Annotated in this window: 13 protein-coding genes; 3 read left to right on the top strand and 10 right to left on the bottom strand. The window is 60.9% G+C overall.

Annotation, left to right across the window (positions count from 1 at the left end; translation table 11 throughout):
- Positions 1-33 precede the first annotated feature (33 nt).
- Both LWH94_RS00710 and LWH94_RS00705 read left to right on the top strand, forming a co-directional pair.
- Entirely contained in the window at positions 34-1,785 is a 1,752-nt protein-coding gene (locus tag LWH94_RS00710) for a sensor histidine kinase (RefSeq protein WP_232900916.1), read from the top strand.
- On the top strand, positions 1,782-3,134 hold the full coding sequence (locus LWH94_RS00705) for a sigma-54-dependent transcriptional regulator (protein ID WP_232900800.1): 1,353 nt from the start codon (positions 1,782-1,784) through the stop codon (positions 3,132-3,134). Before LWH94_RS00710 ends, LWH94_RS00705 begins: the two co-directional genes overlap by 4 nt.
- A gap of 6 nt (positions 3,135-3,140) precedes the next feature.
- On the opposite strand, the gene LWH94_RS00700 is transcribed toward LWH94_RS00705, so the two are convergent.
- From LWH94_RS00700 to LWH94_RS00680, 5 genes are all read right to left on the bottom strand, one after another.
- The gene (locus LWH94_RS00700; RefSeq protein ID WP_232900799.1) at positions 3,141-4,799 is read right to left on the bottom strand and encodes an acetolactate synthase large subunit; all 1,659 of its coding nucleotides are present in this window, start codon (positions 4,797-4,799) and stop codon (positions 3,141-3,143) included.
- A gap of 52 nt (positions 4,800-4,851) precedes the next feature.
- Entirely contained in the window at positions 4,852-6,465 is a 1,614-nt protein-coding gene (locus tag LWH94_RS00695) for an FAD-dependent oxidoreductase (RefSeq protein ID WP_232900797.1), read from the bottom strand.
- A 110-nt stretch (positions 6,466-6,575) separates the two neighbouring features.
- Positions 6,576-7,961: a PhoH family protein gene (locus LWH94_RS00690; RefSeq protein ID WP_206768803.1), complete on the bottom strand. Its 1,386-nt coding sequence runs from the start codon at positions 7,959-7,961 to the stop codon at positions 6,576-6,578.
- 24 nt (positions 7,962-7,985) lie between these two features.
- Complete coding sequence (locus LWH94_RS00685; protein ID WP_232900795.1) at positions 7,986-8,477, bottom strand: CBS domain-containing protein; 492 nt, start codon at positions 8,475-8,477, stop codon at positions 7,986-7,988.
- A gap of 82 nt (positions 8,478-8,559) precedes the next feature.
- Entirely contained in the window at positions 8,560-9,297 is a 738-nt protein-coding gene (locus LWH94_RS00680; protein ID WP_094624643.1) for an START domain-containing protein, read from the bottom strand.
- Positions 9,298-9,434: 137 nt separating this feature from the next.
- On the opposite strand from LWH94_RS00680, the gene LWH94_RS00675 reads away from it, so the two are divergent.
- Positions 9,435-10,442, top strand: a complete 1,008-nt coding sequence (locus tag LWH94_RS00675) for a DUF2804 domain-containing protein (protein ID WP_022988928.1) — start codon at positions 9,435-9,437, stop codon at positions 10,440-10,442.
- 14 nt (positions 10,443-10,456) lie between these two features.
- Here the strand turns inward: LWH94_RS00675 and minE are convergent, their stop codons facing one another.
- The 5 genes from minE to LWH94_RS00650 all read right to left on the bottom strand — a co-directional run bounded on the left by minE (position 10,457) and on the right by LWH94_RS00650 (position 13,024).
- On the bottom strand, positions 10,457-10,708 hold the full coding sequence (minE, locus tag LWH94_RS00670; protein WP_094624645.1) for a cell division topological specificity factor MinE: 252 nt from the start codon (positions 10,706-10,708) through the stop codon (positions 10,457-10,459).
- Positions 10,709-10,711: 3 nt separating this feature from the next.
- Positions 10,712-11,524, bottom strand: a complete 813-nt coding sequence (minD, locus tag LWH94_RS00665; RefSeq protein WP_094624646.1) for a septum site-determining protein MinD — start codon at positions 11,522-11,524, stop codon at positions 10,712-10,714.
- Between the two features lie 65 nt (positions 11,525-11,589).
- The gene (minC, locus tag LWH94_RS00660; RefSeq protein WP_232900793.1) at positions 11,590-12,360 is read right to left on the bottom strand and encodes a septum site-determining protein MinC; all 771 of its coding nucleotides are present in this window, start codon (positions 12,358-12,360) and stop codon (positions 11,590-11,592) included.
- Positions 12,361-12,383: 23 nt separating this feature from the next.
- Positions 12,384-12,746, bottom strand: coding sequence for a HopJ type III effector protein (locus LWH94_RS00655; RefSeq protein WP_058340326.1), 363 nt, complete (start codon positions 12,744-12,746; stop codon positions 12,384-12,386).
- Positions 12,746-13,024, bottom strand: a complete 279-nt coding sequence (locus tag LWH94_RS00650; RefSeq protein WP_232900791.1) for a DUF1244 domain-containing protein — start codon at positions 13,022-13,024, stop codon at positions 12,746-12,748. Before LWH94_RS00650 ends, LWH94_RS00655 begins: the two co-directional genes overlap by 1 nt.
- Positions 13,025-13,049: the final 25 nt, after the last annotated feature.

The raw sequence follows: 13,049 nt of genomic DNA, 5'->3' as shown, positions 1-13,049 counted from the left end.
GCTAGTCTAGAGGCTTTGCCGGAATCCGAACTCATGCTTAACCGGATCAGCATTACGGTTGTTCTGATTATTACCCTGCTGCTGTCCTGGCTGCTCGGGGGCTGGTCTGGTTACCGGCAACTGGAGCAGGACAGCCTGCAGGAAGCCTTTCGTTATCGCCAGCTGGTCGCCAACGAGCTTAACCGCTACCTGCCGGTGCCTGCCCTTATTGCCGAACACCCCCTGCTGGCGGACGCCCTGAAAGAACCGGATAACGCCGTTACCCTGCTCCGCGCCAACGAGCAGATGCAGCGGATGGCCACCATTGTGGGCGGCTCCGATATCTATCTGATGGACCTGACCGGGATGACCATTGCGGCCAACAATTTTGGCCAGCCAAATACTTTTGTGGGCAACAATTACGCCTTCCGGCCGTATTTTTCAGAAGCGGTTGCCACCGGCGGGTCGGTAGCCTACTTCGCCCTGGGCAATATCTCCTCGGAGCGGGGCCTGTATTTCACCAACCCGGTTCGTGACCAGCGCGGCAATATGCTGGGTGTTGTTGCTATCAAGGTTCTGGTACACGAGCTGGAATCCCAGTGGCACCGGCCGGAATCCCGCCAGCAGGCGGAGATGGTGGTGCTGGACGGCGACGGTATCAGCTTTTTGTCCAGCCGGACGGACTGGCTCTATCGGGATTTCAGGCCGACGGATAATGCCGAAGAGAATGCCAGGGTTCGCCAGCGCTATCCCGAGCGGGAACTGAAGCCCGTTGACTTTGTGGAGCAGGGCAAGCCCTGGGTGCTGGCGGACGAGTCAGCCCGCATCCGGTTAAGGGAAAGTGACAAGCCCGGAACCTACCTGACGGTTGAAACCGGTTTGCCCCGGCTGGACTGGAGCCTGCTGGTGCTGACCGACACCCGGCCAATACTGTGGACCCGCATCGGGTTTATGGCCGGTGGCCTGGCCCTGTTCCTGGCCTGTTTCTTGACCTGGCTGTACCTGCGAGAGCGTTACCGCCGGGAGCGGGAGCTGGCGCTCAGGGGTGAACAGCTGGAGCGCCGGGTTGCCCAGCGCACCGCAGACCTCCGTGAAACCCAGCAGGAGCTGATCCAGGCCGCCAAGCTGGCGGTGTTGGGGCAGATGTCTGCCGGCCTGAACCATGAAATCAACCAGCCCCTGACGGCGATCCAGGCCTATGCCCGTAACGGCCGGAAGTTCCTGGAGCGGGGTGCCACCGACATGGTGGATGCCAACCTGGGAGAGATTGTTGCCCTGTGCGACAAGATGGCGGAGCTGATCCGGCAGTTCAAGGTGTTCGCCCGCAAGTCTGAGGGGCCGCCGTCCGTGGTGGATCTGCGCCTGCCGGTTGATGCGGCGCTGAAAATTATCCGCGCCCAGAACGCCAGCGAGGGCATTAACATTCGCTGGCAGCGACCGGACAACCCGGTGATGTGCCACGGTGACCTGATCCGGGTGGAGCAGGTGATGGTTAACCTGCTGGCCAATGCGGTCCAGGCGGTGGAAGGCTGCGAGCAACCGCAGATTGATATCCTGGTTGCCGATGAAGACGACGACTGGCGATGCGTGGTGAAGGATAACGGCCATGGCTTGCCGGGGAATTCCGAGCAGGTGTTCGAGCCGTTCTTTACCACCCGTTCGGTCAAGCAGGGGCTGGGGCTCGGCCTGTCGATCTCCCGGCAGATTGTCGAAGCACTTGGCGGCAGCCTGACCGGCCAGAACCGGGTCGACGGCCCCGGGGCGGAGTTTGTTCTGACACTGAAACAGCGTAAGGCAGAGGGATGACAATACCATCAGTGATTTTTGTGGATGATGACCCGGATATCCGGCCGGTGATGGAACAAACCCTCACCCTGGAAGATATCCCGGTAGCCTGTTTTGCCGACGGAGCATCGGCGCTGAAGCTGGTGCAGCCAGAGTTCGAAGGCATCGTTCTGTGCGACTACAACATGCCGGGCATGGATGGCATGCAGCTGTTGCACGAGGTACGGAAGATTGATGAAGACATCCCGGTGATTCTGCTCACCGGCCAGGGCGACATCAGCACGGCGGTGTCGGCCATGCAGCAGGGGGCCTATGACTTCATTGAAAAGCCCTTTGACCACGATGAGCTGATCGAACTGCTGCGGCACGCCCTGGAAAAACGGCACCTGGCACTGGAAAACCGGCGCCTGAAGGCCCAGTTGCGGCAGCTGGCCAAGCCCGGGCCGCGGGTTTTGGGTGATTCGCCGGCGATGCAGGCGGTGATGTCGACCATCGGGCCGATCCTGGATATTTCCGCAAACGTGCTGCTGCATGGTGAAACCGGTTCCGGTAAGGATGCCCTGGCCCGGTACATTCACGAAAGCAGCCCCCGCAGTGCCCACAACTTTGTTGCCATCAACTGCGGCGCGGTGCCCGAAAACCTGATCGAGAGTGAACTGTTCGGCCACGAAGCCGGGGCCTTCACCGGTGCCGAGAAGCGGCGTATCGGCAAGATTGAGCATGCCCACCGGGGCACTTTGTTCCTGGATGAAGTGGAAAGCATGCCCATGGCGCTGCAGGTGAAACTGCTTCGGGTACTTGAGGAGCTGCGGGTGGAGCGGCTGGGCAGCAACCAGTCAATAGGTGTGGATGTGCGCATTATTGCCGCCACCAAGGCCGACCTGAAACAGCTCAGCGATGAGGGAGAGTTCCGGTCTGATCTCTACTACCGGCTGAATGTGGTGAAGGTGGATATTCCGCCCCTGCGGGAGCGCAAGGAAGACATTCCCACGCTGTTTCACCACTTTGCCCTGATTGCCGCCGCCCGTTACGACCGGGAGAGCGTTCCGCTGGATGCCCGCCAGGCGGCCCGCCTGATGCAGCACTCCTGGCCGGGCAACGTGCGGGAACTGCGGAACCTGGCGGAGCGTTACGTGCTGCTGGGGCCGGCAGCCCTGGATGGTGGTGACAGTTCCGAACAGGGCAACCTGTCCGGGCGCCAGACATTATCCGAGATGATGGACGGGTTTGAACGCACGGCCATCGTCAGCGCGCTCAACGCCAGCCATGGCAGTATCAAAGACACCATGCTTCAGCTCGGAATTGCCCGCAAAACCCTGTACGACAAGATGAAGAAGCACGGCCTGGACAAGGCCCAGTTCAAGGATTAGCGCCCCTCAGGGCGCAATCTTTTTCTTAAGGGCCTTGGTCAGTGGCCGTGGCAAGCTCGGCAGCGACTTCAGCAGCCAGGGCAGTACTTTCCGTTTAACGCCATTCAGCGATTCCGGCACCACTGCTTCAATCAGGTGCGGCCCGGGGTGCGCCTGGGCGTACTCCATGGCTTTGATCAACTCTTCCGCCGTGCGCACTCGCACACCGTGCACACCCATGCTCTGGGCCAGCTGGGCGTAGTGGGTGACCGGCCCGCTGATATCCAGCTGGGACTTGGCCTTGACGCCGGCTTCTTCTGCGCCTACTCGTTCCAGTTCCACGTTCAGGATGGAGTAGGAAGCGTTGTTGAAGATGATGCTGGTGACGTTCAGGTTTTCCCTCGCCATTGTCCACAGGGCCTGGATGGTGTACATGGCGGTGCCGTCGCCGATCAGGGCGAACACCGGGCGGTCCGGGCAGGCGATGGCGGCGCCCACGGCATTAGGCAGACCCTGTCCGATGGCGCCCCCGGTGAGGGTGATCATGTCGTGGCGCGGAGCGCCTGCGGTCATGGCGTTGAGCATCAACCCGGAGGTGATGGATTCATCCACGATGATGCTGTTCTCCGGCATCAGCTCGCCCATGGCCCGACACACTTTTTCAGCGGTCAGCTTGCCCTTGGGCAGGCCCGGCCGGCCTTCGGCCTGCAGCCTGGGCTCGGCACCGGCCGCGCCCAGGGCTTCAGCCAGCTTATTCAGGCTGGCGGCGGCGTCTTGCTCCGGAGTACTGAGCGTGTGGGCGGTGCAGTTGTCCGGCACCAGGTAACTCTGCTTGCCCGGGTAGCCAAAGAACGACACCGGCGCCTTGGCGTCTACCAGCACCAGGTGGTCGAATTCAGACAGCTGCAGGGTGGCCAGTTCAGCCAGGTAGGCAATCCGCTCCACCGGCGGCAAGCCGGCTCCCCGTTCAATTCGGGTCGGGAAGGTTTCGGCAAACAGGGTAACGCCTCTGTGGGCGGCAATGCGGGCTGCGGCCAGCAGGGCGGGCTCCCGCAGGGCCTGGCCACCAAGCAGCAGGGCAGTTTTCTTGCCACTGCGAATGGCTTCGGCGGCGGTCTGTATGGCGTCGTCGCCGGCTACCGGGGCTTGAGGTTGGGCTGGCACAGTGACCGGGGTGCCGCCTTCGCCCCAGGAAACATCCGCTGGCAGAATCAGGGTGGCCACTTGGCCGGGCAGGCCGCGGGCGGTGGTGATGGCTTCGGCGGCGTCCTGGCACAGGGCTTCGGTGCTTTGAGAGGTACGCACGAAACCGGGTGAGACGTTGCGGGCCACGGTTTCGATGTCGGATTGCAGCTGGGCGTCGTACTTCACATGGTAGGTGGCGTGGTCGCCGACAATGTTCACCACCGGCACCTTGCCTTTGCGGGCATTGTGCAGGTTGGCCAGGCCATTGCCCAGGCCGCAGCCCAGGTGCAGCAGCGTAGCTGCCGGCTTGTCGGCCATGCGGGCGTAGCCGTCGGCGGCACCGGTGGCTACGCCTTCAAACAGGGCCAGCACGGCGCGCATTTTGGGTTCGCTGTCCAGCGCGGCCACAAAGTGCATCTCGCTGGTGCCGGGGTTGGTAAAGCAGACTTCAATGCCGGCATCGACCAGAGTTTTCATCAAGGCTTGGGCGCCGTTTGGCATGTTCTCTCTCCTGATCCTGTCGGATTCTTGTTTTCGTTTGATAGTCGGTTACTTAACGGCCGCTGACGATGGACCTTGCCGCCGCCCGGGCGGTCATGATGCAGCCGGGCAGGAAGGTGCCTTCCAGTGATCGTTTACCATTGGCGCCACCACCACCAAAGCCTGCGGCTTCGCCTACACAGTAAAGCCCACTGACCGGCTGGCCGCTGGCGTCCAGAACCCGGCTTTGCAGGTCGGTACGCAGGCCGCCCAGGCTTTTGCGGGTGGTCAGCTGCATGTGGATAGCGATAAACGGCCCCGCGCCGGGTTTCTGCAGCGGTGCCGGCTTGCAGGTGCGCAGCTTGTCTGGCCCCCACTGGCGGGCGTGCAGGATTTTGCGGATCTGCGGGTCGTTATTCAGCTGGCTGCCCTTGCTGAAATTGGCGTCGAAGGCATCGGCGGTGGCTTTCAGGGTGGCGGGGTTGATGTCCAGCGAGCTGGTGAGCGCGTTCATTTTCTCTGCCAGTTCTTCCAGGGTGTCGTCCACCAGGAAGTGCGGGCTTTCGTGGGCCATCTGGTTGACCAGCGGTTTGTTGCCCAACAGCAGTTCTTTCAGGAACAGCGGGAACTGCTTGTCGCGGATGCGGGCGTTGTGTTCGGCGCCGGAGATGGCAAATTCTTTCAGGGCAATGCGCCGGTTCAGCAGGTGCCAGGTCCAGGGCTTTTCCTGCTCGGCTACGCGCTGGCACAGCCAGTGGGTGTCGAAACCGGTTACCAGGGGCTCCGGCCCGATGCGCTCACCACGATGGTTCAGCCACAGGGCGGATTTGCACGGAATGGTCGACAGACCGTGGCCGGGAAAGTGCGGGTAGGGGTGGGGAAAGCCTGCTGCGTAGTTCCACATTTCGCCGGCGTGGGTGATTTTGGCCCCCAGGTGGTCTTCGGCCCAGTGGTGCAGCTTGCCGTCGGCAAAGGGGTGGGCGCCATTGAGTAGGGTGGCCGGTTGTGGTCGGTTTTCGGGCCAGTTGGCCCGGCATTCGGCATGGCTGCCGTTGATGCCACCCATGGCCAGTACCACGGTGGGTGCGCTCAGCCGGACTTCCTCGCCGGTGGATTCCTTGATGGCTACGGCGCCGCTGATGCTGCCCGCCTGTTGCTCCAGGGCCGTTACCTTGTGTCCGTGCAGGATGGTCAGGCCATGCCGGGTGTCGGCGTTGTGCAGGGCGTCGATCATGCAGCGGGTCAGTTCCCGGGACGTGCCCCAGACTATGTGGTAGCGGGGTACGGAGTTGCCGTCACCAAACCGGCCGCGTTCTACCCAGTTGACCGCCGGCATGAATTTCAGGCCTTCGTTGATCAGCCAGTCGTGCACGTCGGTGAGGGAGTTTTCCACGTAATAGCGGGCCCACTGCATGGGCCACTCGTCGGCCGGGTCCAGCTCGCCGAAGCTTATCCAGTCTTGCAGGGCCCGTTCCGGGGAATCGGCAATTTTCATGCGCCGCTGCAGGGGGGTGTCGATCAGCGCCATGCCGCCAAAGGCCCAGAGTGCAAGCCCGCCAAGGCGCTCCGGAGTGTCCCGGTCGACAATGGTCACGGTTTTGCCGGCCCGCAGGGCTTCCAGGGCGGTGACGATGCCAGCCAGGCCGCCTCCGGCAATCACGATGTCTGAGGCTATGTGTCTGGCCATTAACGCTATCCCCTTTGTTTTTTGGTGTTTTTATAGAAGAGACAATATACCGCAAGACAGGATTCTGAATTGACCTTCGAGGCCAACATGGTTGGCCTCAAATGCCATGGTCAGAGGTTGGCTTCGGCGAACTCGGCCAGTACCGAGCGCGGTACGCCCTGCAGGTGGATGTGGCCACCATGGCGGAAGCCCTTGAAGCGTTCGGTCATGTAGGTCAGGCCGGAGCTCAGGGGGCTCAGGTACGGGGTGTCAATCTGCGCCAGGTTGCCCAGGCAGATCACCTTGGAGCCGTTACCGGCCCGGGTGATGATGGTCTTGATCTGGTGCGGGGTCAGGTTCTGGGACTCGTCAATAATGATCAGGCTGTGCTGGAAGCTGCGGCCCCGGATGTAGTTCATGGACTTGAAGTGCAGCGGCACCTTGCTGAGGATGTAATCCACGCTGGCGGTCATGTTCTCGTCGTCTTCATGCAGGGCTTCGAGGTTGTCCACGATGGCGCCCAGCCAGGGCTCCATTTTCTCTGCCTCGGTGCCCGGCAAAAAGCCGATATCTTCGTCCAGCCCCTGGGTAGATCGGGTGGCGATGATGCGCTTGTACAGCTTGCTGGCCACAGTCATTTCAATGCAGGCTGCCAGGGCCAGGATGGTTTTACCGGAGCCGGCAGAACCGGTCAGGTTCACCAGGTGGATATCCGGGTCCAGGAGCAGGTGCAGGGCCATGGCCTGGTAGATGTCCCTGGGTACCAGGCCCCAGACTTCTTCGTTCATCAGGTCATGCTGGTGCAGGTCTTTGATCACCAGTTGGTCGTCCGAGATATCCACCACCTGGCCGATAAAGCCCCGCTCATCGATCACGAATTCGTTGATGTTCAGCCTGGCCAGTTCGCCTTCCCGCTTAAGCAGGTGTTCGGTTACCCCTTCCCGCTGTACGGTTTCCACCTTGGCAATGTTGTCCCAGAAGGAGTTCGGAAATTCCTTGTAGCCCCTGGGCAGCAGGTCGATGTCGTCCAGCAGCTGGTCGTTGTGGTAGTCCTGGGCTTCTACGCCAAAGCCCCGGGCTTTCAGCCGCATGTTGATGTCTTTGCTGACCAGGATGATGTCTCGGGATTTGTGCCGGGCCTGCAGGGCAGCCAGGGTGTTGATGATCTTGTTGTCGTTCAAGTGTTCGGGCAGCGAATGGGTGCCGGCACCCTCGGTACTCATGATGATCGACAGGCTACCCAGTGGATCCGCCTTTTTGCCGCGCAGAATGGGTACGCCTTTTTCAATGTCCTTCGGGCTGGCATCGCCCAGCAGTTTGTCGATGTTGCGAATGGCCTGGCGGCAGTCGGCCGCAACGGTCTGTTTGCCGGACTTCAGGCTGTCGAGTTCTTCGAGGACGGTCATCGGAATGATGACATCGTGTTCTTCGAAATTCAGGAGGGCATTCGGATCGTGGATCAGGACATTGGTGTCGAGGACGTACATCTTCTTGCGAGCTTGCGGTGCTCTGGGCATAGGGTGAGTTACCTCTCTGGTGGCTCAGTCGTTCTCGGCGCAGCGCCGGCTCAGTTCCTGGTCGGAAACCAGCTTCAGCATGTCGTAGGTAGTAATGATGCCGGTGATTTTTGAATCCTGGGTGACAAAGATCCGGTGCAGGTGCTCGCGCATCATGATGTTGGCAATGTCTCGCACCGGGGTGTCCTCGTCAACCGAGAGCACGATGGGGGTCATGATATCGCGCACTTCCACCGGTACCTTGCCCATTTCTTCGAAAATCACCATGCGCAGCCGCCGGGCTTCTTCCTGCTCTTCTTCGGTGAGCTTGGGCTGATCTCCGGAGCGGGCAGCATTCCAGCGGAATTCGGTGATGTCTTTGAGGGTGGCAATGCCGATGATATCGCCGTTGTCATCGGTTACCGGGCTGCCGGTAATTTCGTTATCGGTGAGGAATCTGGCCAGCCTGTCCATGGTCCAGTGGTGGGGGACGGCTTTGATGGTGGGGGTCATGATCTCATGGGCGAGAACAGTCATTGGCAGGCGTCTTCCATTTGCGGTGCTTTTGCTGAAAGCTTAGCCGTTCCGTGGCCTGCCGTCACCCTTGTTTGTGCGCCGGTCAGCGGTTGTCAGGCACAACGCCTTGCAGGTTGCCGTCTTCGGCCCACTCCAGCCGGTAGCCCTGATACTTTTCAGACCGAGCCACCGCTTCCAGTGCTTGCATGGATTTCACCGGGATGTCCACCAGCAGGTTGTTCACCAGCCAACCGGGCAGGGAGCCGTTGGGCTCGGTGTGCTGTACCCATACCATTTGAGTCTCTTCGCCCCGGGGCGTGAACTGGTAGAGAGTGTTGGAAACATCTACCCGCACCCGGCTGCTGTACTCTGCCCGCATGCCGGGGGTTGCGTTGAGGTCCATGATGATCTGGCCGGTGCCGGCGTCGCCCCGGGTGCGGATGCGCAGAACATAGTCCCGGTCGGTGACCGGCCAGGGCATGTCGTTGACCGAGTAGGCGTAGCGGTCGTGGAAATCTCCCTGGCCAAAGGCATAGGATTCCGAGCAGTTGAGCACCCATTCCTTGCAGGATTCCGGGTTGATCATGACCGCCATCAGGTTTTCGACAGAGGCGTCTAGTTCGGCGACGGCTTTGAAAGCCTGGAAGCCGGAACCGGGCTGGTCCATGGTGTAGATGCGTATGTTGTCGACTTCTTTCTGCAGGGCCCATTGTTCGGCGTCGATGGCCGGCAGGCTGCCTGGTTCGGCGCCAGTGGCGGAGGCAGACAGGACAATGCCGGTAACAAGGCCGGCCAGACTGATCAAGGAGGCCCTGAAGCCAAGGGCTCTGGTAAACAGCATAAGCTACACTTTGATGAGGAAGTTGGCGGCAGTCTAGCACGGAGCCCTGGCGGCCTTTGCTGCCGGAACAAGGGTTTGTGAACCAGGTAACTTACTGAATCGCCCGAGGGCGCAATTGGCCTGATCTGACGGAAAATATGACAAAACAAACACTGATCGATGCAAAAGGGCGGTTTACCCCCGGGGTTCTGGACCAGCCGGTGGAAACCATCAATTACCTGGATTACGACCTGCGTACGGTGATGGACAAGCCGCGGTCCCGGCTGGCAAAGCGCTGGCGGTTCAACCAGTTCCAGTTTGTCAGTGCCATGGCGCCGGGCTGGGTGTTCGGCATGGCGATTGTGGACCTGAAGCTGCTGGGCAGCGGGTTTTTCTACCTGTTCGATTTCGAGAGCGGGCAGATGTTCGAACAATCGTTCATGCAGCCGTTGGCCCGGCACACCGTGATCGAGCCATTCCCGGAACATGGCGCGTCCCGCTTTCGCAAGGGCGAGGTGAGCCTGTCCATCGAGCCGACGGAGGGTGGCCGCAAGGTACAGGTGACAGCACCGGGAACAATCCGGGTAGACCTGACGTTGCAGGATACCGACCAGCCCCTGCGGCTGGTGTGCCCGGCTGGTTACAACGGCTGGGTGTTTACCCGGAAATCCGCCGGGCTGGCGGTGGAAGGGGAGGTACGCTGGGGCGGGCAGGCGTGGCGTTGTGACGAGCAAACCCGGGCGTCCATCGACTGGAGTTGTGGCTTTATGCGCCGGGAAACCGCCTGGAACTGGGCCTGCCTGGCCGGTGTGGCCGAAGATGGCACATCCATCGGCCTGAACCTGGCTGCCGGGGTAAACGAAACCGGTATGACAGAAAACGCCCTGTGGCTGGATGGCCAGTGTATCAAGCTGGGGGCAGCCCGCTTTGTGTTCGACCGGTACCGGACCGGCAGTGAATGGCGGGTAACCACCGGGGACGGCCGGGTAGACCTGGCCTTTGAGCCGGCTGGCGTGCGCAAGGAGCGGCTGAATGCCTGGGTGCTGGCATCCAACTTCCGGCAGTTTGCCGGCACCTTTCGCGGTACGGTGACGGATGAGACGGGCAAAAAAATCCCCGTAGCCGGGCTACGGGGATTGGTGGAAGATCACTTCGCCCGCTGGTAACGCGGGCGCTGCCGTTATTTTTCCGGCAGGGTGACGTTCAGTTCCAGTACCGAGCAGCTTTCGTTACGGTCTACATCTACCTGGACCATGTCGTCGCTGATCTGCACGTATTTGCGAATCACATCCAGCAGTTCCTGCTGCAGCTGTGGCAGGTAATCCGGCATGTCGCGCTGGCCCCGTTCGTGGGCCACGATGATCTGCAGGCGTTCCTTGGCCACGCTCGCGGTGTTGTTCTTCTTGCTTCTGAAGTAATCCAGAAAACTCATCCCTTAGCCCCCCTTGAACATCCGTGAGAAGAAACCCTTTTTCTGGGCCGTCATGAAGCGGTGCTCCCGGTCTTCACCCAGCAGCCGCGCTACCGCGTCGTCATAGGCCTGGCCGGCATCGCTGTTTTCTTCCAGGATCACCGGAAGGCCCTGGTTGGAGGCGTTCAGTACCACCTGGCTTTCCGGGATAACGCCCAGCAGGGGGATGGCCAGGATTTCTTCAACGTCTTTTACAGACAGCATTTCGCCACGGTCTACCCGGTCCGGGTTGTAGCGGGTCAGCAGCAGGTGTTCTTTCACCGGGTCCTGGCCCATTTCGGCGCGGCGGGACTTGCTCTGCAGAATGCCCAGGATGCGATCAGAATCCCGCACCGAGGACACTTCCGGGTTGGTCACCACGATGGCTTCGTCGGCATAGTACAGGGCCATCTGGGCGCCGTGCTCGATGCCGGCCGGGGAGTCGCACACGATGTAATCGAAGGTCTGCGACAGCTCGTTGATGACTTTCTCTACGCCTTCCCGGGTGAGGGCTTCTTTTTCACGGGTCTGGGAAGCCGGCAGGATGTACAGGGTTTCCACCCGCTTGTCCTTGATCAGCGCCTGGTTCAGGGAGGCTTCGCCCTGGATCACGTTTACGAAGTCGTAAACCACCCGACGCTCGCAATTCATGATCAGGTCGAGGTTACGCAGGCCCACATCGAAGTCGATTACGACGGTCTTGTGGCCGCGCTTGGCAAGGCCGGTGCTGATTGAAGCGCTGGTGGTGGTTTTACCAACGCCGCCTTTTCCTGAGGTAACGACAATGATTCTAGCCAAGGTTCAATTCCTGTTTCGCAGTGGATTCGTCATGTCTTCATATGTTGTTTTTGGCTGTCACAACATCAGGCCTTGTCCAGTGGCGTTACCACCAGCAGGTCGTCCCTGAGCTGGATCTGCACAGCGCTTTTCCAGCCATTGTCCTGAAGATCTTCGGAGATTTTATAGTGTCCGGCGATGGACACAAGCTCCGCTTCAAGTGACTGGCAGAATACCCGGGCGCTCTCGGCACCGTGGATACCGGCCAGTGCCCGCCCGCGCAGGGGGCCGTACACGTGAATATTGCCTGCGGCCAGTACTTCGGCACCTGCCTGCACCGGCGCCAGGATAATCAGGTCTCCCTCCGGGGCATACACCTGCTGGCCGGAACGCACCGGCTGGCTGATGATGCGGGCCGGGGCCGGTTCTGCGGTTGACGCCGCAGCGGCCGGCACTTCAGCCACCGGGGCCTCTTCGGCCGCGGCTTCCGGTTCCGGGGCTGCCGTTTGTGGCTTTTCGCGTACCGTACCGCCTGGCAGCAGGGCCAGGGAAGCGCCCCGGGCCAGTCGGCGCTGGTCTTCATTGCCGGCACGAACACCAATCACGTGGATGTTGTGACGGCGACAGGTACCGATGATCTTGAAGAAATCCAGTTCGCTGTCCAGGCCTTCGTATTTTTCCAGGCTGATGATCAGCGGGATGTCTTTGAAGAAACCCGGTGCCTGGCTGATCTTGTCCCGCAGGTTGGCTTCGAACTCATCGTTGTCGAAGTAGTAAAGCTCCAGGGCCGTCAGTGAGACGTTTGCGCTTTTCAGCTGGAAACTCTGTTTTACCCCGGAGGTGGCGGTATCGCTCATGAATAGCAGTCTTCCCTGGTGTTTTACGAGTTGGTTTCGTTTCTCGGGCGCAATGGCTGGCCGTCAAAGCGGATTCCGGACCAGCCGGTACTGATGAACTGGCGGATGTTACCGTGGCTGTCGCCGGCCGGGTCGCCCAGTACCTGCTGGTAGTGCTGGGCAAACAGCTGGAGGGTATCGGCTTCGTTCAGGTTGCAGTACTGGCCCAGGGCAAACACCCGGCAGGAACCGGCGTTCTCGCCGGCCTCGTTACGCAGCGGACCGTTGTTGAAACCGGTGGGCTGGAACTCGAAGTGCTGGTCGATCAGCGCCAGGGTGTCGTCAAAACTGGCGTGGCCGCCCTGCAGTGAGGCCAGGTGAATGCGAACGGCTTCAGCTGCGTTCATTATTTGTGGTCCTGTTTCGGGCCGGTCTGGTACTTCGCTTTCCAGTCTTCGTACGGCATGCCGTAGATTTCTTCGCGGGCGGCCGGGTCTGTGATCTCGAACCCGCGTTCGGCGGCTTCGGCGCGGTACCACTTGGACAGACAGTTGCGGCAGAAGCCGGACAGGTTCATCAGGTCGATGTTCTGTACGTCGGTGCGCTCGCGCAGGTGCGCAACCAGGCGGCGGAAGGCGGCCGCTTCGATTTCAGTGCGATCGTTCTCGGGGATGGGATTAGTCATGGAGCCTCACAGTGATGTACCGGGT

This window comes from Marinobacter sp. G11 (assembly GCF_021282325.1).
Classification (GTDB): domain Bacteria; phylum Pseudomonadota; class Gammaproteobacteria; order Pseudomonadales; family Oleiphilaceae; genus Marinobacter; species Marinobacter vinifirmus.
Note: the sequence above shows the minus strand (reverse complement) of the source record. Positions and strands in the feature narration are given on the sequence as shown.

Bases quoted from the DNA above. Each gene is read 5' to 3' on its own strand.
- LWH94_RS00710 (WP_232900916.1), top strand. From the start codon at position 34: ATGCTTAACCGGATCAGCATTACGGTTGTTCTGATTATTACCCTGCTG.
- LWH94_RS00705 (WP_232900800.1), top strand. From the start codon at position 1,782: ATGACAATACCATCAGTGATTTTTGTGGATGATGACCCGGATATCCGG.
- LWH94_RS00700 (WP_232900799.1), bottom strand. From the start codon at position 4,799: ATGCCAAACGGCGCCCAAGCCTTGATGAAAACTCTGGTCGATGCCGGC.
- LWH94_RS00695 (WP_232900797.1), bottom strand. From the start codon at position 6,465: ATGGCCAGACACATAGCCTCAGACATCGTGATTGCCGGAGGCGGCCTG.
- LWH94_RS00690 (WP_206768803.1), bottom strand. From the start codon at position 7,961: ATGCCCAGAGCACCGCAAGCTCGCAAGAAGATGTACGTCCTCGACACC.
- LWH94_RS00685 (WP_232900795.1), bottom strand. From the start codon at position 8,477: ATGACTGTTCTCGCCCATGAGATCATGACCCCCACCATCAAAGCCGTC.
- LWH94_RS00680 (WP_094624643.1), bottom strand. From the start codon at position 9,297: ATGCTGTTTACCAGAGCCCTTGGCTTCAGGGCCTCCTTGATCAGTCTG.
- LWH94_RS00675 (WP_022988928.1), top strand. From the start codon at position 9,435: ATGACAAAACAAACACTGATCGATGCAAAAGGGCGGTTTACCCCCGGG.
- minE (WP_094624645.1), bottom strand. From the start codon at position 10,708: ATGAGTTTTCTGGATTACTTCAGAAGCAAGAAGAACAACACCGCGAGC.
- minC (WP_232900793.1), bottom strand. From the start codon at position 12,360: ATGAGCGATACCGCCACCTCCGGGGTAAAACAGAGTTTCCAGCTGAAA.
- LWH94_RS00655 (WP_058340326.1), bottom strand. From the start codon at position 12,746: ATGAACGCAGCTGAAGCCGTTCGCATTCACCTGGCCTCACTGCAGGGC.
- LWH94_RS00650 (WP_232900791.1), bottom strand. From the start codon at position 13,024: ATGACTAATCCCATCCCCGAGAACGATCGCACTGAAATCGAAGCGGCC.